General features: G+C 43.0%; 19 protein-coding genes. 10 read left to right on the top strand and 9 right to left on the bottom strand.

Annotated features, from left to right (window positions below):
• Nucleotides 1-279: 279 nt before the first annotated feature.
• The 3 genes from mgtE (at nucleotide 280) to AAA970_RS04735 (ending at nucleotide 3,118) form a co-directional block, all read left to right on the top strand.
• Complete coding sequence (mgtE, locus tag AAA970_RS04745; protein ID WP_338236152.1) at nucleotides 280-1,656, top strand: magnesium transporter; 1,377 nt, start codon at nucleotides 280-282, stop codon at nucleotides 1,654-1,656.
• Nucleotides 1,657-1,838: 182 nt separating this feature from the next.
• Nucleotides 1,839-2,729 carry an Rpn family recombination-promoting nuclease/putative transposase gene (locus tag AAA970_RS04740; RefSeq protein ID WP_338236151.1) on the top strand — a complete coding sequence of 297 codons (891 nt, stop codon included), beginning with the start codon at nucleotides 1,839-1,841 and terminating at the stop codon, nucleotides 2,727-2,729.
• A gap of 170 nt (nucleotides 2,730-2,899) precedes the next feature.
• Nucleotides 2,900-3,118 carry a hypothetical protein gene (locus AAA970_RS04735; RefSeq protein WP_338236150.1) on the top strand — a complete coding sequence of 73 codons (219 nt, stop codon included), beginning with the start codon at nucleotides 2,900-2,902 and terminating at the stop codon, nucleotides 3,116-3,118.
• Between the two features lie 175 nt (nucleotides 3,119-3,293).
• On the opposite strand, the gene AAA970_RS04730 is transcribed toward AAA970_RS04735, so the two are convergent.
• Together AAA970_RS04730 and aat are read right to left on the bottom strand one after the other, a co-directional pair.
• The gene (locus tag AAA970_RS04730; protein ID WP_338236149.1) at nucleotides 3,294-4,490 is read right to left on the bottom strand and encodes an MFS transporter; all 1,197 of its coding nucleotides are present in this window, start codon (nucleotides 4,488-4,490) and stop codon (nucleotides 3,294-3,296) included.
• Between the two features lie 93 nt (nucleotides 4,491-4,583).
• Nucleotides 4,584-5,303: a leucyl/phenylalanyl-tRNA--protein transferase gene (gene aat, locus AAA970_RS04725; RefSeq protein ID WP_338236148.1), complete on the bottom strand. Its 720-nt coding sequence runs from the start codon at nucleotides 5,301-5,303 to the stop codon at nucleotides 4,584-4,586.
• 90 nt (nucleotides 5,304-5,393) lie between these two features.
• Here aat and AAA970_RS04720 point away from each other — a divergent pair, with 90 nt between their 5' ends.
• The 3 genes from AAA970_RS04720 to AAA970_RS04710 all read left to right on the top strand — a co-directional run bounded on the left by AAA970_RS04720 (nucleotide 5,394) and on the right by AAA970_RS04710 (nucleotide 8,128).
• Nucleotides 5,394-6,101 (top strand): DNA alkylation repair protein, encoded by a 708-nt coding sequence (locus AAA970_RS04720; protein ID WP_338236147.1) that lies wholly within the window; start codon nucleotides 5,394-5,396, stop codon nucleotides 6,099-6,101.
• Between the two features lie 120 nt (nucleotides 6,102-6,221).
• On the top strand, nucleotides 6,222-6,608 hold the full coding sequence (locus AAA970_RS04715; RefSeq protein WP_338236146.1) for a hypothetical protein: 387 nt from the start codon (nucleotides 6,222-6,224) through the stop codon (nucleotides 6,606-6,608).
• A 260-nt stretch (nucleotides 6,609-6,868) separates the two neighbouring features.
• Nucleotides 6,869-8,128: a porin family protein gene (locus AAA970_RS04710; protein ID WP_338236145.1), complete on the top strand. Its 1,260-nt coding sequence runs from the start codon at nucleotides 6,869-6,871 to the stop codon at nucleotides 8,126-8,128.
• 203 nt (nucleotides 8,129-8,331) lie between these two features.
• Here the strand turns inward: AAA970_RS04710 and AAA970_RS04705 are convergent, their stop codons facing one another.
• Together AAA970_RS04705 and AAA970_RS04700 are read right to left on the bottom strand one after the other, a co-directional pair.
• Nucleotides 8,332-8,622, bottom strand: a complete 291-nt coding sequence (locus AAA970_RS04705) for a hypothetical protein (RefSeq protein ID WP_053404282.1) — start codon at nucleotides 8,620-8,622, stop codon at nucleotides 8,332-8,334.
• Between the two features lie 185 nt (nucleotides 8,623-8,807).
• Nucleotides 8,808-10,277: a lipopolysaccharide biosynthesis protein gene (locus tag AAA970_RS04700; RefSeq protein ID WP_338236144.1), complete on the bottom strand. Its 1,470-nt coding sequence runs from the start codon at nucleotides 10,275-10,277 to the stop codon at nucleotides 8,808-8,810.
• Nucleotides 10,278-10,981: 704 nt separating this feature from the next.
• On the opposite strand from AAA970_RS04700, the gene ilvD reads away from it, so the two are divergent.
• Genes ilvD through ilvC form a run of 4 tightly spaced genes read left to right on the top strand, consistent with a single transcriptional unit; the run spans nucleotide 10,982 to nucleotide 16,095 of the window.
• Nucleotides 10,982-12,661: a dihydroxy-acid dehydratase gene (gene ilvD, locus AAA970_RS04695; RefSeq protein WP_338236143.1), complete on the top strand. Its 1,680-nt coding sequence runs from the start codon at nucleotides 10,982-10,984 to the stop codon at nucleotides 12,659-12,661.
• An 11-nt stretch (nucleotides 12,662-12,672) separates the two neighbouring features.
• A complete protein-coding gene (gene ilvB, locus AAA970_RS04690) occupies nucleotides 12,673-14,397 on the top strand; it encodes a biosynthetic-type acetolactate synthase large subunit (RefSeq protein ID WP_338236142.1) in 1,725 nt (574 codons plus the stop codon).
• A gap of 40 nt (nucleotides 14,398-14,437) precedes the next feature.
• The gene (gene ilvN / locus AAA970_RS04685) at nucleotides 14,438-14,989 is read left to right on the top strand and encodes an acetolactate synthase small subunit (protein WP_053404277.1); all 552 of its coding nucleotides are present in this window, start codon (nucleotides 14,438-14,440) and stop codon (nucleotides 14,987-14,989) included.
• 47 nt (nucleotides 14,990-15,036) lie between these two features.
• Entirely contained in the window at nucleotides 15,037-16,095 is a 1,059-nt protein-coding gene (gene ilvC, locus AAA970_RS04680; protein WP_338236141.1) for a ketol-acid reductoisomerase, read from the top strand.
• A gap of 371 nt (nucleotides 16,096-16,466) precedes the next feature.
• Here ilvC and AAA970_RS04675 read toward each other — a convergent pair whose 3' ends face one another.
• The 5 genes from AAA970_RS04675 to AAA970_RS04655 form a co-directional block, all read right to left on the bottom strand.
• A complete protein-coding gene (locus AAA970_RS04675) occupies nucleotides 16,467-16,961 on the bottom strand; it encodes a hypothetical protein (protein WP_338236140.1) in 495 nt (164 codons plus the stop codon).
• 168 nt (nucleotides 16,962-17,129) lie between these two features.
• The gene (locus AAA970_RS04670) at nucleotides 17,130-17,972 is read right to left on the bottom strand and encodes a hypothetical protein (protein WP_338236139.1); all 843 of its coding nucleotides are present in this window, start codon (nucleotides 17,970-17,972) and stop codon (nucleotides 17,130-17,132) included.
• Nucleotides 17,973-18,249: 277 nt separating this feature from the next.
• A complete protein-coding gene (locus AAA970_RS04665; protein ID WP_338236138.1) occupies nucleotides 18,250-21,399 on the bottom strand; it encodes a ligand-binding sensor domain-containing protein in 3,150 nt (1,049 codons plus the stop codon).
• A 204-nt stretch (nucleotides 21,400-21,603) separates the two neighbouring features.
• Nucleotides 21,604-22,491, bottom strand: a complete 888-nt coding sequence (locus tag AAA970_RS04660; RefSeq protein ID WP_338236137.1) for a hypothetical protein — start codon at nucleotides 22,489-22,491, stop codon at nucleotides 21,604-21,606.
• A gap of 195 nt (nucleotides 22,492-22,686) precedes the next feature.
• Nucleotides 22,687-25,305, bottom strand: a complete 2,619-nt coding sequence (locus AAA970_RS04655; protein WP_338236136.1) for a valine--tRNA ligase — start codon at nucleotides 25,303-25,305, stop codon at nucleotides 22,687-22,689.
• Nucleotides 25,306-25,510 lie beyond the last annotated feature (205 nt).

Genomic DNA, 25,510 nt, shown 5'->3' with positions numbered 1-25,510 from the left:
CAAAACAAAGATTATGGAGCCCGAGCCCCATTCACAGACATTAGGACATGAGATTAGCAATGCCCGCTTTGAGCAGAGGGATTTGCTACGTGCCTTTTCGTGCGTGTGCAAACTCCCGCAACGCTAGTTTTACCAAAGACGCTTTGGTGACGGCGTTTGTAATAATAAAAGATAATCACCAGGAAGCGCGCTTCCATCACCGTCCTGCTATTCCATGAAGAGCCATTACCTCTAGATTGTAATGGTAATACGGCAGCAGCCGCTGCAAAATGAATAGCAATGACAAAATTCGAAAAAAAACAATGGCTAAGCCAGTTGCTTGAGCATCAAAATGTGGATCACATTATTGAGCAGCTGAAAGAAATGCCCACCATAGAGGTAGCTTCAATTCTTAAAGACCTTCCTCATGAATTAATCCCCACCTATTACCACGCCTTTTCTATTAAACAAAGGGCCTATATTCTTGCAGATTTCCCGGAGGATGAACAGCTATTGATTTTCCATCAAACGGAAAAAATGACCTTTGGGGAAATCTTTGAAGCTATGGAATCCAATGAGCGCATGGAATTCTATCGCCGACTGGAGCCAGAAGAACAAATCAATTTACTCCCATTCTTACACAAAGAGGTCAGAATGGAGGTACTGGAACTTTCCAAATACCCTGCGGAAACTGCAGGAGGGATTATGAGCACAGACTTTGCCACGGTAATGGAAAAGCTGACATGCGCCGAAGCCATTGACAAAGTACGTCGGGATGCGCCTTCCAAAAAGATGATTTACTATATCTACGCAGTGGATCAGGATATGCGCTTGCAGGGGTTTCTCACCATGAAAGATTTGATCATGGCTACTCCTGAAACCTTGGTTAAGGAGGTGGTGCACCATAATTATGTAGCTTCAGAAGTAAGTGACGACCGGGAGCTAGTGGCCCAAAAAATTGAAATGTACGACCTGGTAGCACTACCGGTGGTGAATCAATTCGGTCAGTTAGTCGGAATTGTAACCCACGATGAAGCCATTGAGGTGATCCGTCAGGAGCAGACGGAAGACATGGAGAAATTCATGGGAATTATGCCGGAGGAAGATCCGGAAAATTACTTTGACACCTCCACCTTGCAACACTTCAAAAAACGAGTGGTATGGATTGTTGGCCTGGCCGCTTTGGGCATCATCTCGGGTATGATCATTCACCGTTTTGAGGATGCCTTGGAGAAAATGATTATTCTCGCCCTCTACATGCCAATGATGGCCGACACCGGTGGAAATTCGGGTTCTCAGTCTGCTACGGTGGTTATTCGGGCAATGGCTTTAGGCCAAATCAACTTAAAACAATGGGTTAAGGTAATTTGGAAAGAAATTAAAATATCAGCCATGCTGGCGCTTTTATTGGCTATATTGACCATGGCCAAAGTTTTATTTCTCTCCAGCGCCGCCAACATACCCGAGGGTTTCAGCCTGCTAGAGATCGCAAGTGTAATTGCCCTGGCATTAGGCACTCAAGTCATTACTTCTGCCATTATTGGAACCGGACTCCCCCTCACGGTGAAAAAATTTGGTGGCGATCCCGCGGTTGTGGCTTCGCCGGCTATTACTACTATTGTCGATATCACAGGACTATTGATTTATTTCGGCATGGCCACCCTATTTTTCTTTTAACCCCATAAGGCAATGTAATAAGGCCACAAAAACGATCGGGACCATTACTATAATAGGTAATGCTCCTGATCTTTTTAATTCACTGAATTTACCTGAAAAACATACTTCGAATCGCTCAGAGAATCATCATACACGCAAAACTTCGCAAGCCTTCTCTGGTTGGGGAAATAAAAAAAAACATCATGCCTAAAGATGTATTCATTGACCCTTTCACGGATTTTGGCTTTAAAAAACTCTTTAGAGAAGAAGAAAGTAAAGAGGCGCTAATGGACTTTTTGAATCAATTTCTTCCAACCCATGATCAAATTCATAGCCTGGAATATGGTAAAAATGAACATCTGCCAAGAACCGAGGAAGACCGAATAGCCATTTTTGACCTGCTTTGCACCAATCAGGACAATAAAAAATTCATTATTGAATTACAACGCGCGAAGCAAACCTTCCTCGTTGATCGAAGTATTTACTATTTATCTTTTCTCTTGCAGGAACAAGGAAAAAAAGGTCCAGATTGGAACTATGAATTACAAACGGTTTATTCCATAAACATCCTTCAATTCCAATTAAAGGAAAAAGCCTTCCCCAAAAGGCAACTCATATACTATGCTCAAATCAGGCATTCAATTAGCGGCAGGCCAATCACTGACAAAATCAATTTCATTTATTTAGAAGTTCCAAAATTCAACAAATCTCTTGAAGAACTTCAAAGCAGACAAGATAAATGGCTTTTCCTGCTAAAAAATCTGGCAAAACTGGACAAAAGACCACCTGCTCTCAGGGACCGGGTCTTCCAACGTTTCTTTGAACGCGCAAAAATTGCTAAATTGCCTCCGAAGGAAGCGAGAAATTATCAAATGAACCTTGAGAAGATGGGAGACTACAAAAACACCATTCAACATGCTAAAAATGAAGCTCGTGAAGAGGGACGAGAGGAAGGACGAGTGGAAGGACGTGTAGAAAATCAAATTTCCACTGCACAAAATATGTACTCAAAAGGGTTTGATTATAAAACCATCGCTGACATTCTAAATGTTAAAGAAAAAGAAGTGAAACAGTGGTTGAAATCAAAAGGCTAAAAATCTTATTTTGATTGATTCAATTCATACCTTTTTTTACCTGCAATTTGATCTCCTTCTCTATTAACATTTTCCTCCCGATACGATACAATTATCATAACACCAAACCCCTTAAAAATCGGTAAATCACCCCGAAGTAAGCGAGAAATTATCAAATGAACCTTGAGAAGATGGGAGACTACAAAAACACCATTCAACATGCTAAAAATGAAGCTCGTGAAGAGGGACGAGTGGAAGGACATAAAGAAGGAAAAGAGGAAGGACGTCTAGAAAATCAAATTCTCACTGCACAAAATATGTACTCTAAAGGATTTGATTATAAAACCATCGCTGACATTCTAAATGTTAAAGAAAGAGAAGTGAAAAAGTGGTTGAAATCAAAAGGCTGATAATCTTATTTTACCGTTTCAATTCACGCCTTTTTTCACCTACGATTTGATCTCCTTCATTCATTTCACCCTTAAAAAATGTAATCATTACCTAAACACCAGTATAGTACAAGTAACTTTGGTCGAAACGAATTGACCTTTTCTAAGGCCAAGGTGATAAGCCAAGCGCACCATCTCAATACTCACTTTTCACCTCTTTCAGAAAATAAATAGAGCTCAGGGTAATCACCACGGCAATTAAACCTGCCAAAGGATAATGCGCATAACTCCCGTCCACATTTTGGGTAACCACATAGCCTACTGCAAAAGAAGCGGAAGCACTGGCCAATTGTTGTACAGCGGCCCGAATCCCCATGAAACTCCCCCGCTGCTCTGGTTTGGCCGTACCAAGAACCAAAGCATTGGCGGGTATACTTCTACCACCGACCACAAAGAAAAGAGTGGTAATGGCCAAAACCACATAAAGAGGGACTGCAGACAAATTACTAATGGCCAGCATTGGGATCACAGTCACCAAAGTTAAGACCATAAATACTGGAAATTTCCCATGGCGATCAGCCATTTTCCCGATAAAAGGTGAACTAAACACAGTAATTACTCCTCCGCAAAAATAAACCCAGGTCAGATCTGTTTCCGCTAATCCTACATTTACCACCATATAAGGCGCTAGAAATGGAATCAGAAAAAAGTGCCCGGAAAACATTAAAAAAGCACCGATAAGTGCGTTGCGCTGGTTTTTATTTTGCCCAGCCATCAAAATTTGTCGGTGAACAGGGATGGCAGACTGCTTACCGATATGGTCCCTCAAACGGGGAATATATTTTATTACCAATACCAGCAAATTCAAGCCCACGCCAACTATGGCAACAAAAGGCACTCTCCAGGAATACTTCACCCCAAAATACAAACCAAAGGGCACCCCCAAAGCAGAAGCAGAGGAAAAGCCCATCATCAGCCAACCGATCCCCTTTCCTCGGTTTTCCGGGGCGACAATATCCCCAACAATAGCGAAAAGCAAGGCATTTATAACCCCACCAAAAATTCCGGTAAAGGCACGAGCGGCCACCAACTGATGGTAGGAATTCGCCAGTGCGCATAGGGAGGTACCGATAAGAAATCCGATGTACAAAAAAACTAAAAACTGCTTTCGACCAACTTTATCAATATAAAAGATAGAAGCAAATCCAGACAATGCCGCAGCAAAGGTATAAGCCGAAACGACCGTACTCCATTGAGTGGTACTGAGTTCAAAGATGGCAGAAAGCTCGTGACCGAGGGGCATCATCACCATAAAATCCAATACATTGGTAAAACTTACCGCGGCCAGAATAATCAAAATAAGGCGCTCCTGCGCATCAAAGGTGTTTTTCATATATGCTCCCTGACTGTAGGCAGGGAATTAAATTAGAAAAAAAAGAAATAGGAGGTTAAATAAGGGGAAAGAACTCAGGCGATCACGGAGAGCCTACTGGATATTCCAGTCAAATGCTCCATGATGAATTTCATTCCAATCCTGCGCCTTCTCAAGATGATCAATGGCATTATCTCGAACAATCTCGAGAAAATAATCGCGCGGAACCATTTCTGCCCCCAAAGAAAATAAGTGGTCATTATGATATTGGCAGTCAATAAACTCAAATCCGCGTTCTGCCAAATTGTGACAAAGATGAATAAAACCAAATTTGGAAGCATTACTACGCCGGGCAAACATGGATTCCCCGAAAAACACTTTACCCATGGCCATACCGTATAAACCGCCCACTAATTCCGCTTCTTCCCAAACTTCTACGGAATGGGTAAATCCTTTCTGGTGTAATACGGAAAAGGAGGATTTATATTCTTCATTGATCCAGGTACCATCCTGATCCGGGCGGTAAACCATTTCGCAACCTTCCACAACCTGATCAAAAGCCTGATCATAAGTTACCTGGAACTTTTTTGCCCGAAGCAATTGCCGCATACTCTTGGTCACCTTCACCCGATCGGGATAAATGACACACCGTGGATCTGGGCACCACCACATAGGTTCCATATGGGGATCAAACCAAGGAAAAATCCCCTGCCCATAGGCCTGAATAAGACGCTCCACAGATAAGTCACCACCAATGGCCAGGACGCCGGAATCATGAGCCAGTTCCCCCGGCGGGAAGGTCAAGTCATTTTTTTGGAGGAAGAATATGCTCATTTTACAAAGATAGAGAAATTTGAAAATATCATATGGAATTCCGCAAGACAAGACCGAAATTTAACCAACAATCACTAAAAACCAACAAAAATGACCTTTGATGAAGTAATGGCGAGTCTGAAAAGCCATGGAAATGAAAGCACCAAAAATATTTTGAAAAAGCATGGCGCAAGAGAACCCTTTTTTGGTGTACAGGTCGCAGACCTCAAAAAAATACAGAAAAAGATTAAAGTCAACCATGCCCTGGCCATGCCATTATGGGCTAGCGGAAATTCAGATGCCATGTACCTGGCTGGTATGATAGCAGATCCCAATGCTGTTACGGAATTGGAATTGAACAAAATGGCAAAAGAAGCCTATTGGTATTATCTATCGGAATATGCGGTTGCTCCTTTGGCTGCTGAAAGTCCATTTGGGCTAAAATTAGCCTTGGAATGGATAGAGAGAGCAGAGGAAAATATTCAGGCAGCAGGATGGGTTGTTCTTAGTCACCATGTTGCACTGTTGCCCGATGAAGCAATAGACTTAGAACTGATCCAATCATTAATGGAAAGAGCCGCCAGAGAAGTGCACCTTTTCCAAAATCGGGTTGCTTATACCCAAAACGGGTTCATCATTGCGGCGGGCACTTATTGCAAAAGCCTCTTTGAATCCGCCATGGATATGGGTAAAAAAATAGGAAAGGTAAAAGTAGATATGGGCGAAACCGCTTGTAAAGTTCCTTTCATCCCCGATTATCTGCAAAAAATAAAGGCAAGAGGAAAAGTTGGAGTAAAAAGTAGAAAGACAAAATGCTGACCACTATTAACCTCAAGTTAGAATGCTGTTAGATTCTATGGAATCTACTAAATCGGAAAGCTTTTTGCTCAGAATGGCTTAGAATATTCATAATTATTTTGCACTTTCGCAGCCGCAAAAATGTTGAGTTTTTTCCGTACATATCGCAGCATTCGCCTCTTTGGCCTAACGACTGCCATCATACTACTGAACTTCAGTATTGATGCAGACGATGCCATGCTATGCCCGGAAATTAAAAACTCAGACTACTATGCCCTTTATGAGCGAGAGAGTTTTGTAGAACTTTTTGCCTGCTGGGTTTTCGGTGAAGAAACGTCCAAGCACTTTCCGGACAATCCATTTGCTACGGTTTACGGCAAGGTGGTCAAAAGCCTAAAAGTAACAGAACCATTTGACTTAAGCCCCAAAATAGGAGAACCCATATTAAGTCAACAAACGGATTTTCTAGCGACCCTGTATAGTGATCCGGATCCGGGAAAACTTTCCCCTCCCCCTCAACAGGTCTGATTTTTCCTTTTTGGTTTTAGGGTAGGCATCAGAATACACCTGCCACTATGCCTTTTCCGGGAGGAATAACTTTCATCTTCAAATTTCACTTTCCTACAGGGCCACGCTGTTTTTTCATTCATGGCTCCTAATTTATTGCGCCCAAACCCTTTAGGGCAAGGCATGCCATTGGCTGGAAACAGGAAATTTTTGAATGCATCACCTCCACCTCAATTTCGAATTATCAATGGGAGACAGTGTTTTCCCAGCAAAAATCAGACATGAAAAAACAATTTCTACTGGGCTTTTTAAGCCTATTGATGGCCTATATCCCTGTTTTCGGACAAGATCAACACGTTGAAGAAAAAAAATTCCTTGAAGAACTTACTTATGAGAAACAACCGGGCTTTGCGAATGCCTCTTCCAAAATCTTCACTTCAGAGCGTAAATTTACGGTAAGTGGCTTCGGGGAAATCAACTATGTGAATTTTCAGGGACAAAAAGACAAAAGCTCGGGCGACATGGAGCTTTACTATTCCAACCTTTTCAGAACAGGCATCTGGTTGGGCTATAAATTCACTGATAAAATCATTATGGTTGGTGAATTGCAAACCGAATACATCACCGACCAATTCAGAGAGGGAGAATTAGATTTCGCCTATGAGTTAGTGGTCGACTTCCTGCTAAGTAATCAATTCAATATCCGTGTGGGAAACTATCCGATGGGAATTGGTTGGGTCAACCAAAATGACGAGCCTATTGGCTTTAAAACCGTGAACCGACCAGAAGTTGAGCGACTGATTATCCCTACTGCCTGGATGGAAATGGGGGTGCTATTTTATGGGTTTGCCTTACCGGATCTTGAATATGCCTTTGGACTTACCAATGGTTTCAATGGACCAAATTTCACCTCCGGCACCTGGGCCAGAAATGGACGAAACCATAATATGTTTGAAGTTCCTTCTTCCTGGGCGCTGAATGGTAAATTGCAATATGGAGATGAGGATGACTTCCTGATCGGACTTTCCGGTTACTATGGCGATGCCTCTAAAGGGTATACCTTTGCGAAGAGCTATGAAAACCCTTACGCTGGCCAGCATTTGAATTCTCAAATGGGAATGTTCTCGGCACACGGTATCTATAATATTGGAAATTTGGAACTATTCGGCCTGTACACCAAAGGGTGGTTAACGGGCACCGAGCAATTATACCATATTGATGGCCAAATATTGGGAGCAGAAACTTACGGTTATTACCTGCAGGCCGCTTACGACATCCTGCCTCACTTTGGTGCAAGCGGGGAATGGAAATTACCCTTATTCGCCCGCTATGAACGCCTGAATACCCATCAACGTATTCATAAAGATTTGGAAGGCATTCATGAAGGCCTGGCCATGAACGACCTGCAGGTAATCTCTATTGGTTTTAATGCACAGCCAAAAAAATCAGTGGTATTCAAAGCCAACTATCAGTTCCGTAAAAACTTTGCGGGTGCTCCGGAGCCGGATCAAATTGAGTTTGGCGTTGGTTTTATTTTCTAAGCCGGATGATTCATACTTAAATCCTCGTTGAGCTGCCAGGCGGGAATAATGAAGAAGTAGTTCCCTATTTTAAGCTTTTTCCAACGAAGCAGATGAGGGAGGAGAATGGTATGCATCATTCGGGCTGGACGAAAAAACAAAAGGACAGAAAAAAAAACCTTCCGAATTACTCCGGAAGGTTTTTTTATGAGTTTTGGCTCGGCCTAGGCCGCTAATTTCATCGTTTTAATCTCCTGTACAGGACCGAAAGACTTCGCTCGAATTACTTTCTTTCCTTTAACCAGTTGTACCTCTACCGGCATAAACTTGTTCTCACCAGTGGTTTGTAACACCTGTTTGAAGTAGGCGGATGCAGCGTCCTTCTCCCCCTTACCGAACTTTTCTTTATTGCCCATTACTTTAACGGGCTGGCCTGGAATGACGTGATACATTTTTACGACCACTGAGTATTCCGGCTGGAATCCTTTTAAAAAGTTCTTAATAAAGTTTTTCATACAATCTGTTTATTTGACCTTCGTCTTAACAAAGTAGCACTATGATTTGCTCAACAATACCATAGCAATCAGTTCACAAACTAATAAATATGAACAGAAATTGTTATACAAAAGGCAGAATTATTGAAAATTTATTCAATCTTACAGGCGCAAGAAAAGCGCCAAAATCAATAAAAGCTTAGTAATCAATTAGAAAAAGAAGTGAGGATACGCTTATTTAATTGCTGAAGATCCTCCGAAACACCTGAAATAACGGCCCCAAAATACACGGAAAGCGTAATTATAATACCGCGTACCAGAAACTCCCCCCACATATTAAACTCCGGCAGGCTTTGAATAATGATGTAAGGCAGAACGATGAAAGGAATAAAATACAGGTGTCCCATGCCAAAAGGCTGAATTCCCCACACGCGCAAGATTAAGATCAGCTTCAATAAATTAAAGATCATCATCGAGAGAAAAGTCGCGAAGGCAGCCCCACTAATGCCATATATAGGGATCAACCATAGGTTCGTCAACACTAATAAAACGGCTAAACTTGCGGTGAAATAGGTCAGCTTTCGATACTGATCAGACTGTAGGATAATTTCACTATTCAAGCCAAATACCATGTCTACCACCTTAGACATTCCGATCCAAAACATCACCATAGCCCCAGTCCGATAAATTTCCGCATTGGGCATTACATCATACACAAAGTCCAGATTACACCAAATCCCCAAAAACAACCAGGAACCTACGACAATCAATACCCCGGCAGTCTGTCGGTAAAGCTTTCTAATAGCTTCTATCTCCCCTTCTTTAAAGGCTTTTGAAATCAGCGGAATGGCAATTTGGGAAATGGCTCTTCTTGGAATTTCAATCACACTCCCAATAAAAAAAGCAATGACATAAATCCCCAAAGCATCCAGCCCGACCATACTACTGATCATTAAAGTATCCACTTTGGAGGCGACCAGCGCACCCGCGGAGGAGAGTAATACAAACCAGGCATAATGGGCTATTTCCTTTTGTTTTTCTTTTTGCGGAAACACACTGCCCCGCCAGTCCAGCCAACCTTTGAAATGGGCGTAGGCAAACAATAAAATTGCTCCAAGCCCATAGGCGACCACTATGCCCAGCATAATGGTCTCAAAACCAAAAAGCTTTAAGGCCAGGCCCACCACCAGCAGCGTCTGCGTCATGCGGACAAACACTTCCTTGATAAAGTTAGGGAAGGCTATCTTCAGATTCGCTCTATAAAAAGACTCCATCATCAGCTGCCCGATCAGGATGACCATCAAAAGTGGAACCAAGAGGAAGTAGGGCTGCATTTCCGGATTATCGGGAATCAATAAAGCGGACCAAAAATCAGGATTCATTGCAAAAATAAACAGAAAAATTCCCGCAAAAGGAAGCGGATAAATCAGCGCAAACCGAATAGAGGACACTCCTTCTTTCCTAAAAACAGGAATAAATCGATCCAAAACCGTCGGGAGGGAAAACTGCACAAAGGAGGCCAACAAAATGGCCAGATCCTGCAACAGACGAATCATTCCGATTTGATCCGGCTCCAGAATTTTTGGCATGATGTATAAAAAATTCAGTGCGCCAAATATTACCCCAAAATAGGTAATCAATGAGGCACGCACCCCCTGCTTAATAACGACCCCCATAAATGATGATTGATGTATATTTTGGCGAAGTTACGAAGGCAGGCCTATTCTGCCCACAATAATAAATATTTTTATTTGCCAGCACCAAAGGCAGGATCCACCCGCTTTCCCCATCATTCTTGCCCTATAGATTCGGCCTTAGCCTTCGGAAAATCTCCCACTGCCAGGCGGGCCCTCCACAACCCTATCCCAAACCGATCTCGACAGAAAATATGTCAAAAATCATAAAAAAGAGGCGTCATGATGAAAATTAAGGCAATATTTCACCAGAATAAAAGGCTAACCAATCATATTTCACAAAAGCAAAATAAACTCAAAACCAGTCGCTTACCCTAAAACCACCCCTTTTAGCCGTTGTAAAATGTAAGAAAATTGGAGCTCATAAACTTTTTCCACTTTTTACTTTTGAAGAGTAAACCAAGACGATATTTTTTCCTTTACAAGATTATGGAATACGCGAAAGAGTCATATTACCAACAAAATTCCTTGCCAACCCTGGCAAGCGACCGATTGCGTCGACTGATTTTGATTGGTGGTAACCTCATTTCCCGCCTACGCATTCGCGTCATTAATATTTTAGCTGTCGTCGTCATTCGCTCTTTGGCATAGGTTCATTCTACCCTTTCATTTATCGACAAGCATGTCGGATAATGCCTTGCCAAAGAGATTAAAAATTTACCCTTCCTATTTACTAGCATATCATTATGAATCAATATAAAAAATATAGCCATTTAGTTACGACCGATGACGCCCAGCCTGCTGCTCAGGCCCAACACTACGCTTTGGGGTTGACGGAGGAAGATCTTCAAAAGCCTTTTATTGGCATTGCCAGTACGGGTTATGAGGGTAACCCTTGTAATATGCACCTGAATGATCTAGCCGTAGACGTTAAGAAAGGGGTGCTTTCTTCCGGCCTGGTGGGATTGATTTTTAATACCATTGGCGTATCAGACGGTATCTCCATGGGAACGCCGGGAATGCGTTATTCTTTACCTTCCCGTGATGTGATCGCTGATTCCGTAGAAACCGTAGTTAATGCACAAGCCTATGACGGTTGTGTTACCGTAGTAGGTTGTGATAAAAATATGCCCGGTGCTTTGATGGGTTTGATTCGCCTGAATCGCCCTTCCATCCTGATGTATGGAGGAACCATTGCTTCCGGGAACCACAATGGACAAAAGCTGGACATCGTTTCTGCTTTTGAAGCTTGGGGAAAAAAAGTAGCCGGAACCATTTCCGAGGAAGAATATAAAGCAATAGTTCAGAAAGCTTGTAATGGTGCCGGGGCTTGTGGCGGAATGTATACCGCCAATACCATGTCCTCCGCCATTGAAGCTTTAGGGATGGCGCTTCCTTTCAATGCTTCTATTCCTGCGCAAAGTAAGCTCAAAAAAGAAGAAGCTTTCAGAGCAGGAGAAATGATGAAGCACTTGATCGAAAACGACATTAAGCCGCTGGACATTGTCACTAAAAAATCTTTCGAGAACGCCTTTCGCCTGACCCTCATTATGGGGGGCTCTACCAATGCCGTACTTCATTTACTGGCATTGGCAGATACGGCGGATATCTCCTTCACTATTGAAGACATGCAGCGCCTTTCAGACGAAACGCCATTTTTGGCCGACCTGAAACCTTCCGGAAAATACCTGATGGAAGACCTGCACGAGATCGGTGGAACGCCGGCAGTATTGAGACTTCTGCTGGACAAAGGACTGTTGCATGGCGACTGTATGACCATCACCGGAAAGACTTTGGCAGAAAATCTGGCCGATGCGCCTAGACTACCGGACGATCAGAAAATTATCATGGACTGGGATAATCCAATAAAGGAAACCGGCCATTTACAAATATTAAAAGGTAATCTCTCTCCTGAGGGATCCGTGGCCAAAATCACCGGCAAAGAAGGAACTTCCTTCACCGGCACGGCTCGCGTTTTTGAAGGAGAATTCGACGCTAACGAAGGCATCGCCACCGGCAAGGTTAAGAAGGGTGATGTTGTAGTTATCCGATATGAAGGACCACAAGGTGGTCCCGGAATGCCGGAGATGCTCAAGCCTACTGCCGCTATTATGGGGGCAGGTTTAGGTAACGATGTGGCCCTGATCACGGACGGACGATTCTCTGGAGGAACGCACGGTTTCGTAGTGGGCCACATCACCCCTGAAGCTCAGGTTGGCGGACCACTAGCTTTGGTAAAAGAAGGCGACAAGATTACCATCGATGCGGATAATAATGAATTGACGCTGCACATCAGCGAGGAGGAAATGGCTGAAAGAAAAGCAGCCTGGATAGCTCCTCCCTTGAAAAAGACCCGCGGCGTACTTTATAAATATGCAAAATCAGTTTCTACAGCTTCACAAGGCTGCGTAACTGACCGATTTTAACAAAAGAGACCATGAGTGAAATGCAAAACACCACGGAAACAATCACCACCATCTCAGGAGCTGATGCTTTTGTTAAATCATTGCTTGCTGAGGGCGTAGACACCATTTTCGGATATCCCGGTGGCGCCAACATGCCGATTTATGATGCCCTGTATCATTATGAAGCGGAAGGTACCATTAAGCATGTAATGGGCCGCCACGAACAGGGCGCCATTCATGCCGCCCAGGGCTATGCCCGTGCGTCGGGAAAAGTAGGTGTGCTTTTAGCCACTTCCGGTCCGGGTGCTACTAATATTATTACCGGAGTAGCAGATGCCATGATGGATTCAACTCCATTGGTATGTATAACCGGGCAGGTGGCCTATAATTTAATCGGGACCGATGCCTTTCAGGAAACAGACATCACCGGTATTTCCATGCCAGTCACTAAATGGAATTATCAGATTACGGAAGCAGATGATATTGCCGAGGTGTTGGCCAAAGCCTTTTTCATCGCCCGTTCCGGAAGACCGGGTCCGGTATTGATCGACATTACCAAGAATGCACAATTTCAGGAGGTAGAGTTTAGTTACAAGCCCTGCCAAATGATTAACAGCTATATTCCTAAGCCTAAACTTGATCAGGACAAAATCGCGCAGGCGGTGGAAATGATCAAAGCAGCGGAAAAGCCTTTCGTCATCTGGGGACAAGGCGTAATTCTTTCCGGAGCAGAAAAAGAATTGGAAAGCTTTTTAGATCAAAGCAATATCCCTTCTGCATCCACCCTATTGGGCCTTTCGGCGATTCCTTCAGACCACCCTACTTATGTGGGTATGGTGGGCATGCACGGAAATTATGCCCCGAATATGTTGACCAATTCCTGCGATCTTTTGATTGCGATTGGGATGCGATTCGATGACCGGGTAACGGGTAACACCCAGACCTATGCCAAACAAGCCAAGATCCTTCATATTGAATTGGATGCGGCAGAAATTGATAAAAACATTGCGACGGATTTAGCAGTACATGCAGACGCCAAAGAAGCGCTGCAAGCCCTGATTCCGGCCATGGAAAAGAAAGCCTATACGGATTGGTATCAGGAGTTCAATGAGCTGCTGAAAGAAGAAAAGGCAGAAGTAATCCAACCAGAGTGCCAGCCGGAAGGCGATGGTTTGACCATGGCACAAGTAGTGGATCAAATCGCCGAAACTTTTGACCGCAATGCCATCATTGTTTCTGATGTGGGGCAACACCAGATGAAAGCGGCCCGATACAGTGCCTTTAAGCAAAGCCGTTCACATATCACCTCCGGGGGGTTGGGAACCATGGGATTTTGTTTGCCGGCAGCCATCGGTGCAAAAATTGCCTGCCCGGAACGGGAAGTGGTGGCCATTATCGGAGATGGCGGTTACCAAATGACCGTTCAGGAATTGGGGATTTTACTGGAGCATCCGGTAGCGGTAAAAATTGTGGTTTTGAATAATGAATTCCTTGGCATGGTACGCCAGTGGCAGGAGTTATTCTTCGATAACCGCTACAGCAGCACGCCACTGAAGAATCCGAATTTTGTAAAGTTGGCCGAAGCCTATGGAGTTCGTGCCAGCAGCATCAACCAACAAAACCAATTGCAGGATGCCCTTACTGACCTTCGTGATAGTCAGGAGGCGACCTTCCTGGAGTGTATGGTTGTGAAACAAGAAAATGTTTTTCCAATGATTCCTTCCGGCGCCACCGTAACGGACATCAGATTGAAATAAATGAGGCAAAGAGGAACCTTCCTCAATAAAATAGAAAACTATGGTAAAACAAGTCGCCCTAAACGAAGAGTATACCGTTTCGATTTTTACCGAAAACGCGATCGGATTGTTGGCCAGAATCACCAACCAATTCACCAAACGCCACATCAATATTGAGGCGCTGAATGTGTCGCAATCTGAGGTCGAGGGGGTTCACCGGTTCACCATTGTGGTTAACACCACCGAAAGACAAGTACAATTGATCACCAAGCAAATTGAAAAGCAGGTGGAAGTGTACCGCTGTTTTTACCATCATGCGGAGGAGACCATCCATCAGGAAATCGCTTTGTACAAACTGCCCATTTCAGCCTTAAAGAGTGGCATTGAGCTGGAAAGCATGATCCGAAGAGAGGGAGCCAGAATATTAAGCATGGAGGAAAACTTCTTTGTGATTGAAAAAACCGGGCACCGCTCAGAAACAAGTCAATTATTCGAGAAACTGAAAGCCTACAATGTAGCCGAATTTGTTCGCTCCGGGCGGGTGGCCATCACCAAGCCTATGGATGAACTAAAGGAACACATTCAGGAGGTAAAGGCAAAAGCCGCTGTTTAATAAACACTTATCATATTTAATTCAAAAAACTAAAAATATATATCACTATGGCAATCATTAATTTTGGAGGAGTAGAAGAAAATGTAGTAACCCGTGAAGAGTTTCCATTAGAGAAAGCTCGCGCAGTAATGGCAGAGGAGACCATTGCGGTTATTGGTTACGGTGTGCAGGGACCTGGTCAGGCATTGAACCTGAAAGATAACGGTTTTAACGTGATCGTAGGTCAGCGTAAAGACTCCAAAACCTGGGACAAAGCAGTAGAAGACGGTTGGGTTCCTGGTGAGACACTTTTCGAAATTGAGGAAGCTTTGGATCGAGGTACGATTATCCAGTATTTGCTTTCTGATGCCGGTCAGATCACCGTTTGGCCAACTGTACAAAAGTACCTGAAGCCAGGTAAAACTTTGTATTTCTCTCACGGTTTCGCCGTAACTTACAAAGAGCGCACTGGTATTGTTCCTCCTGCGGATGTCGATGTAATTTTGGTTGCGCCTAAGGGTTCAGGAACTTCTCTTCGTCGTATGTTCCTAGAAGGACGTGGTTTGAACTCTTCTTATGCTATTTTCCAGGATGCTACTGGCAAAGCATGGGAAAAAGTAGTGGCATTGGGTATTGGAGTAGGTTCTGGTTACCTTTTCGAGACTACTTTCAAGAAAGAAGTATATTCTGACCTTACTGGGGAGCGTGGTTCTTTGATGGGCGCCATTCAGGGTATTTTCGCTGCTCAATACGATGTATTGCGTAAGGCTGGTCACTCTCCATCAGAAGCTTTCAATGAAACCGTAGAGGAATTGACGCAGTCATTGATGCCATTGGTTGCTGAGAATGGTATGGACTGGATGTACGCCAACTGCTCCACTACCGCTCAGCGTGGTGCTTTGGACTGGTGGAAAAAATTCCGTGATGCTACAGCGCCTGTATTCCAGGAATTGTATGATGAAGTAGCAGCGGGTAACGAAGCGCAGCGTTCTATTGATGCCAACTCCAAAGCGGATTACCGTGTAGGACTGGAAGAAGAATTGAAAGAATTGCATGATTCTGAAATGTGGCAGGCAGGTGCTGCCGTTCGTCAGCTTCGTCCGGAAAACGATAAAGTAGAAGCATAAAAATACAAACAAGCAATAATCTACAACAATCATCTGTGATTATACCTGAATCCGGGGCGTTCGTCCCGGATTTTTTTGTTAACCCGGATTAGTCATGCTTAAATCCTCGTTTAGCTGCCAGGCGGAAAAAATGAAGGAATAGTTTCCTATTTCGAGTTTTTTCCAACGAAGCAGATGAATGAGGAGAAGGCAAGCCTACCCAAATTTGGGCTATCAGAAATTTGGCAGACCAAATGACAACTAAATGATAAGCAAACTCTTACGGTAGCCACTAAAACTAGCGGTGAATATTTCGGGTTAAGAAAAACATTACAAAAAAAAGTCCACCGCCTGAGCAGGTGAACTTATACCTTCGCTATAAACCGGCAGAATCAAGGCATAACCGTCACATAAAGCGTTTCGGTAGTTTCAACCCCTCCCTGATCTCTCACCATTATATCTATCGCATATTCCGTTTGTGCCTGTTGATACAACACACATTTCTGTGCCACTATATTGCGAATATTCATCGTCAAATCCCTTTCTCCGATCAGTCCCGGATTGAATAACCTCGTGGAAGTATATTTCTTTAAACCAAAATTAATCAAATCTCCATCACTTGCATTCGTCAATTCGATATGGTAAAGAGATCGGTCCCGATTATCATCTATTTTATTCACTTGCACGAAGAGTAACTCCAGCCCCATTTCAGTTTGTATGTTAACCCTAAGCCCGGGAACATCTTCCCCTTCCTGCAGGATCAGCCCATCCTGAATATTATAATCTACCCCTGTAATTATGGCTCCGGAAATAGGCTCCTCCCAATGACAGGCGGAAAATCCTACTAACACCAGCAGCAGACTCAGTATAGATAATTTTTTCATCATAAAGTAGGTTTGTTTCCTCTGACAAGCCAAAATTAATGCCACACCTTAATTGAAATGATTATTTTTTTCATTCGATTGATTCAATTATTACAATAACAAGTGATAAAATTTCCTTACCAAAAAAAAAGCGACCGATTTGGCCGCCTCTGCTATTTCAATAAATAAATATTATTTCTTAGCCTTACCAGAGATAGTAACTTTCGTTCCTGCAGCATCCCCTGTTTCAACTTCTCCTCTGGTGATGTTCATGATATAATACTTATCTCCATTTTTGGTAGCAATTACTAAATTGTAATCCGCACTCTGTTCTACGCTTATCTTTCTGAAATCAGCCATATCATCGGCAGCATCTACAGCCGCAATCAGGCCTTCTTTAGAGGTAATTTCAGCATAAGTAGAGGCTTCTAACTCGACAAACTTATCAGCACCTTTTTTAATAATTGCCGCTTCGCTTGTATTAGATTCCCATACCAAACCATACTCAGAAAGATCAGGGTTATTTGTACCTACTCTGACGAACGCAAAATCATCTTCCACCAATGGCGTTTCATCAGGACTAACCTCAAACTCCACAGAAGTAGTTTTCTGACCATTTTTATCAGAAAGGATGAACTCATAAACCATTTTACCTGTCTCCTGAGCCGCTTCGAATTCGTCCTGAGAAACCGTATGGTTCATTACATAATCAATCTGCTTGGAGTTGGTATAAACATACTCATCTCCGGATCTCAAACCTTCTTTAGGCATTTCATCCTTGTCGGTATTGGCAATATCCTCATAAGTGTGCTCCACGCCAGGTCCACTCATCACCAATCCTTTTAAGGAATTGTCCGAAGAGCGCAGCTTTAAAGCCACTGAAATCTGAGTTCCTGGTGTAATCACCCCTGTTGGGGTACCAGTAGCCGTAATCTCAACAGTAGTGGAGTCCGGTAGGATATCCTCTGTTTCTGAGCAAGAGGTAAATACCAAAGTCATCATCGCCAATAATGGCAAGTAGAAAAAATTCTTCATCTTCTTATTTTTTAAAATATTCCACAAAGAAATAAGAAGATTTATACTTCAGCTAAGTTTTTAAACCAAATTAAATATTAGTTTTATCTATCTTAGGTAAGTTTAAGAATAAAGAAAGAAAATACGCTTAAATTAAATCAATATTATAATCTGATCATCAACCACTTACCCTTAATAAGCAATAAAAAAGGCAGCACTGAAACTTTGTTCCATTTGGAAATCTCACATGTACCTTTTTTGAAATAATTTAAAAAATCATTCCTACCCTTCCGATTTATCACACTTGTTGACTAGCCGACAGCTTTTCCTCCAGGGCTTTTATGTGTCGACTACTTTCCTCCTGAGTGGCCTGCAGCTCTTCCAGGTTCTGACGCAATTCCTCTTCGCGCTGCTGCAATTCCATAGACTGCTGCTGACTCGTCTCCAATAAGTCGGCTGTTTTCTCCGCCATTTGAGCCGCATTAATTCTCAGCGTCATCATTTCCGCCAGACGTTCAGCAAATAATACATAGTCTGCTTTCATTTCACCGAAATATCCCAACTCAATCACCCCGACCACAATTTCCTCATACTTTAATGGCACCAATAACAGCCCACAGGAGGTAGAGGCACCCAGGCCCGAATTAATCGATTGGTAATAATTTTCCGGTAAGCGCTCCAACTGTTTTTTCACTCCATCCTTGAATACGGTTCCGATCAAGCCTTCGCCGACCTCTACCGTAAAATCCTTTTGCGCCACCCCATAGGAAGCATAAGGTTTTAAAACCCCTAGATCTTCATCAAACAGGTAAATCATCCCCAAATGACTCTCCAGATATACCGCCAATTTGGACAATACCGCCTGACACAAGGAAGCCACCTCATCCCGGTTTTTATTCAATACATCCGAAAATACCGCCAATCCTTCATTCATCCACCGCTGAACAGCCTCTGCCTGATGTTTTTCCTCCAAAAGTTGTTTTTGTTCCTCTACTTCCGCAACCGCCTCATTGACCTTCTCCTGCAGCTTTTGTTGTTGTCTTCTTTCATTATAAATCTGATAGCGAATTCCCCAGACCACTAAGGCGGAAATCAATAATACGACCAAAGCGATAAACCAAATGGTACTGTAAAACGGAGGAACCACCTTTATTTCCAAAGTTTTTGTTGCGCCCCAAACCCCATCCGGATTGGCAGCCTGCATCTGAAATTCATATTTCCCTGCTTCCAGATTAGTGTAAATTGCCTCTTTTCTTGCGCCTAAAGTCTCCTTCCACTCCTCTTCGAAACCGACTAATCGATAACGAATTCTATTATTTTCAGGAGACATGGAATGCAGTGCGGTAAATTGAAGTTTCAAAATATTCTGACGATGATTCAATTTAATTTTCTCCAAAAATGCAGGGACCACCGGCAATACCTGCTTCCCATTAGGAAATTGCTCCCCTACCCGCAAAGCTTTCCCCATCAAATAAATATTTTCAAGGATTACATTGGCCGCTACTGGGTTTTCCTTTATTTCCTGCGGATCGAAAAAACTCATTCCATTAGTACCACTAAAAATCATCCGACCATCTTGCATTTGATAATGCCCTCCCCAGAAAAACTCATTGCCCTGCAAACCATCCTTCTCTCCATAAACAACTAATTCCTGCATTTCCTCCTGATACCGGACCAGTCCATTGGTGGTACTCATCCACAACCGTCCTTCCAAATCCTGATGAATGCCCAAAATCACTTCAGAGGGCAAACCATCCTGTTTGGTTAAACGCCATAGCACCTTGCCTTCCGGATCAATTTCAAACAATCCTCCCCCGAAAGTTCCCAGCACCAAATGCCCGTTTTCCTTTTCCAGCATAGAAATAATCCGGGAATCCGGTAGAGAAGAAGCATCTCCCTCCACATTCTGAAAATTTTCAAAGTGATCAACCAAGCCCTCATCGTTCAGATAACCTTTGGACAAGCCCCCCCAGGTACCCACCCAGATAACATTATCAGAAAATAGAACGGTTCCATTCTGCACATAATTGCTCACCAAGCCATTCCCTGCTTCCTGCTGCTGGTATAAAACAAAATCTTTTTTTACCGGATCGAAAACTGCCAAACCACCACTAGAGGCAATCCAAAGCCTTCCCTTTTCATCTTTTAAGATATCCTGCACCTCATCGTGAGGTAAATTACTGTTCTTACTGTTCCAATGGCCAAGAATTTTTTGACGCGGCATATCATAATACAGCAGTCCATCCCCCCAGGAGCCTAACCAAAACTTCCCATTTCCCTCTGGCAAAATGGTATAAATGGTTCCCGGCATATTTTCAAAATGCTCAAAAGTGCGATTGGAAAAATTATACTTTGAAACGGTGTTCTTCCCTACATAACCAAACCACAAGTTCCCTGACAGATCCTCCACATAACCACGCGGAATATTGTCCTGGAGGCCTGATTTGGTTTTGCGAATACTGGCGAATGCTTTCCCGGCAGCCCATTTATTCACCCCACTGTATCGCGTTCCGATCCACATCACCCCCAAATGATCCTCAAATAATGCCATAACCTCATTATCCCCTAAGGAATTAGGCATCATGGAATTTTGATACAAAGCAGCGGTTTGACTTTCCAAATTCGCTACAAACAAGCCATTATAAGCTCCAATCCAAAGATCCTCACCTCTTAATTCCAGGGAAGAAATCTCCACCATAGTTTCCGCTGAGGTAAAAAGTAGTGGCTGCAAGGACTTAGTCCCAACCTGATACTCAAAGATTCCGGAGTTCGTTGCCAAAATGCACCTTTGATTAACCTGATCAAAGACCAAAGCATTAATCCCTTCCTCCATTTCTATCAAATTCCTCCATTTACCTGAGGAGAGATGAAGCTGAAAGAGCCCTTGATCAGTAGCGACCAATAATTGTTGCGTTTTGTGTTCTACAGTATTCACAATGGAAATACCGGCTGTTCCTTCAAAAAGCTCTGGCGCCTTTTCTCCTAAATGATAATGATACAGACCATTATCTGATCCGACCAATAAAGTCCCTGAAGCTGTTTTATTTAAGTGGGTTAATACTGCCTCGCTGATGGCCCAATGTTGGAAATATTGTGTTTTAAAAGATAAATAACTTAGAAATCCATTATTAGAGGCGGTCCATAAACCCGCTTTCCCATCTGGGTATAAAGCATTTAGATAATTATCTCTTAGCCCAAGGCTATCTACTGTTTGCTTTTTAAACTGCTGAAAATTAGCTCCATCAAACCTATTCAACCCATCCTGTGTAGCCACCCAAATATAACCATTCGCGTCTTCGGCAAAAGCATTGACCGTATTATGCGACAATCCCCTTATCGTTGGGTATCGTTCAAAAGTCAAATCGGGCTTGGCAAGCGTATTAGAATAAAAAAGTAGGTGTACCAGGAACACCAAAAGCACTGGTAAGAATCTGGAAAAATTTAACATGTTGGCTGGGGGGTTATGTAAAAAATAGGGGAGAAATTTAAAATATTCTAAATAAATTAAAAATTTAAGCTCAAGATTTATACATATCACAATAATACAAACGTTTGCAAAGAGATCCCAAACTCTTCCTTATGTAATTTTTTCCACAAAAAAAGCGGTCAAATGACCGCTCTTGTTTTCATCCTGAATATTCAGACTTCCGTCTTAATTTGTCGCTAAACCTATCAATTTAAAATTGATCGATGCCCGATTATCACCGGGAGCAAATTCCAGATCCTCGAAATGGACCACAGAAAACTGCCCCTCCTCTTTTTTCACCACTACATATTTAGCCTCAAAATCCGCATCGGCTCCAATCGCGATATCACTTATCTTACTGCCATCTTCATAAGCTGTATTGGCAGCACTGAAGGAATCTGTATCCGCGGCAGTGACCGCATCATAAACCTCCTGACTAACCTCCACCATATCCGTGGCGCTGAACACCATCATCTCTCCAATATTTGCCGCTACATCATTCCCACTATACTCAATCCCGGCTTCCTCACTTTGGTTTTCTCCATCAGTCTGATTAATACTTTTATAGATTAGTGTAATGGACTGCTCATCGGTGAAAGCGTATTGGGGAACCGTAAACTTCGCCTCTGCTGTAATCTCCCCATCTTTGTCGGTAAGTGTATACAAATAAGTCAGCGTACCATCATTTGCAATAGCCGTTTCAATATCCTGAGTGGAAACGGTATAATTCATGGTATAATTAACCGATTGTTTGTTCACCTGATCATAAGTATCACCGGGACGAATCCCCTCCAGATTCTCATCATCATCCGTATCCAAAATATCCTCATAGGTAATATCAATTCCGGGGCCATTAATACTAAAGGTTTCCAGATTATTATCGGTAGACCTTAGCTGTAATGCGACCGTGATCTGTTGCCCGGCAATCACGGCGACACCTTCCTCAGGATCCTGATTGGGAATATTAATTTCCAGAGTTTCGGAAATGGGCAAATCACCATCATCATCCGAACAGGAGGATAGGGTAAAAATAAAGGCGACAAACAGGCAAAGGTAAAATGTTAGGTTTTTCATTGGTCAGTAAATTATTGGTTAAATCATTTTTTTAACCTGCCACCAAAACTACTGTTCAATAAAAAGTGAGAATATTTATATTTATTTTCAGACCAATAACACCTCTAATTCGCTAGCCCCTAACGCCCCTTTTGCATACAAAAAAAGCGTAACCCGGAATGAGCTACGCTTTCTATTATGATAAGGATAAAGTCATTATCCCAAATTGCTCAATGCTTCTTCCAAAGTCTTAATTTTGGCTTCTGCATCTTCTTTTTTCTTAGTTTCTGCCGCTACCACAGCCTCCGGCGCATTATTCACAAAACGCTCATTGGACAATTTCTTCATCACCGAGTTCAGGAATCCTTTCGTATATTCCAACTCTTTCGTCAGATTTTCACGTTCTGCCTCTACATCAATCTGGCCTTCCATTGGGAGGAAGAATTCATCATTCTTCACACGGAAAGAAGTGGCATTGGCAGGTGCTTCCGTAACATAAACGATAGACTCGATATTCGCCAACTTCTTGATCATGGTTTCGAAAGCGTTATAATTCGCTTCCGCTCCTTTGATATGCAGATCCAACACTTCTTTAGGGCTTAGACCTTTAGAAGAACGCGCATTACGCACTTGAGAGATCACATCGAAGGCATTTTGCGTAGCCGCAATCAGGTCGGCATCAAAAGCACCACCTGCAGGCCACTGCGCCACAATCAAAGCATCTTCTGCTGAACGATCCGCCATTTGATGCCACAATTCCTCGGTAAGGAAAGGCATGAACGGATGCAACATTTTTACCAGATCCTCAAAAATAGCGATGGTCGCTTCGTAGGTCTTACGGTCGATTGGATCACCATAATTTGGCTTCACCAATTCCAGGTACCAGGAACAGAAATCCGACCACACCAATTTGTAAGCCGCCATCAAGGCATCCTGAATACGGAATTTCTCGAAGTGATCTTCAATTTCCGCCAACACCTGATTCATACGGTTACGGAACCAAGAGATGGTAGCCGAATGATCCGCCTCAATGCTATCCGAAACTTCCAGTCCTTTTACCAAGCGGAAAGCATTCCAGATTTTATTGGCAAAATTACGTCCCTGCTCTACCAATTTGGTGTCGAAAAGCAAATCATTACCTGCAGAAGCAGAGAACAAAATACCCGTACGAACACCATCCGCACCATATTCGGCGATCAAATCCAATGGATCAGGAGAGTTCCCCAAAGATTTGGACATCTTACGACGCTTCTCATCACGAACGATACCGGTCAGGTAAACATTCTTGAAAGGAATCGCCTCTTTGAACTCCGTACCGGCCATAATCATACGCGCCACCCAGAAGAACAAAATATCCGGACCTGTTACCAAGTCATTCGTTGGATAATAATATTTGATATCTTCATTTTCAGGATCTTTGAATCCGTCAAATACAGAAATGGGCCACAACCAGGAGCTGAACCAGGTATCCAATACATCTTCATCCTGCTTCAAATCAGCCGCGGTGTAAGATGGATCAATTTCCTGTGCTTTAACCAAAGCCTCTTCCGCAGTTTGCGCAACTACGATTTGGTTGTTTGGTAAATAGTAAGCCGGAATCTGCTGTCCCCACCAAAGCTGACGGGAGATACACCAATCGTGTACATTCTCCATCCAGTGACGGTAAGTATTCTTGAATTTTGGTGGGTGCAGCTGAATTTCATCAGACATTACCGCATCCAAAGCAGGCTTGGCCAAATCGGCCATTTTCAAGAACCACTGCGTAGAAATTCTTGGCTCAATTACCGCATCGGTACGCTCCGAGAATCCTACTTTATTCTTATAATCTTCCTCCTTCGCCAAAAGGCCAAGGGCATCCAGTTCTTTGGCAATTTTCTTACGCGTGATAAAGCGATCTTCTCCTACAAAGAATTGCGCCGCCTCGCTCATCGTTCCATCTTCATTGATCACATCGATGGTCTCCAAATTGTGCTTCATGCCCAATTCGTAGTCATTCACATCGTGCGCCGGGGTTACTTTCAAACAACCCGTACCAAATTCAATGTCCACATATTCATCCTCGATAATCGGAATAGAACGGTTCACCATTGGCACGATAACACGCTTTCCTTTCAAATGCTGGAAACGCTCATCATTCGGGTTAATACACACCGCAGAGTCACCCAAAATGGTCTCCGGACGTGTAGTGGCGATGGTCACGAACTGCCCTTCTTCTCCCTCAACAGGATAATTGACATAATATAATTTGGACTGAACTTCACGGTGAATCACCTCATCGTCAGACAATGCTGTCTTACCGACGGGATCCCAGTTTACCATGCGAATTCCGCGATAGATCAATCCTTTATTGTACAATTTGACAAAGACCTCAATCACGGCCGCTGACAAATCATCTTCCATTGTAAAACGTGTACGGTCCCAGTCACAAGAAGCGCCTAATTTCTCCAGCTGCTTCAGGATGATTCCACCGTATTTTTCCTTCCATTCGAAGGCGTGTTTCAAAAAGTCCTCACGTGTAATGTCGGATTTCTTAATGCCCTGCTCTGCCAAAAGCTTTACTACTTTGGCTTCCGTTGCAATAGAAGCGTGGTCAGTACCCGGTACCCAACATGCGTTTTTACCTTCCATTCTCTTCTTACGGATCAAGACATCCTGAATGGTATTATTCAACATGTGGCCCATGTGCAATACCCCCGTTACGTTTGGCGGTGGGATTACAATGGTATAGGGTTCTTTCTCTGGATCAGGCTTGGAGGCGAAGAATTTATTCTCCAACCAATACTGATACCACTTATCCTCTACTTCAGCAGGATTATACTTTGTTGATAAAGTCATGGTAAACTGTTTTTTATCTTCAATCCGAAAATAATTATTTCGCAGTCGGCAAAATTACGAAAATTTCCTTTCGGCACTCCATTTTTCCCTTAAAATTCCTTTGTGATATATGGCACTGAACGGCATTACTGTACATTTTATCTTTATAGTTGAAAAAAAACACTACAATTCGAAACAAAATGGGGGTAGCTTTTCGTTTGCCGAA

Origin of the sequence: Persicobacter diffluens (assembly GCF_036244895.1) — a bacterium.
Lineage (GTDB): Bacteria > Bacteroidota > Bacteroidia > Cytophagales > Cyclobacteriaceae > Persicobacter > Persicobacter diffluens.
The sequence above is the reverse complement of the archived record's forward strand: the minus strand, read 5'-3'. Positions and strand labels throughout refer to the sequence as shown.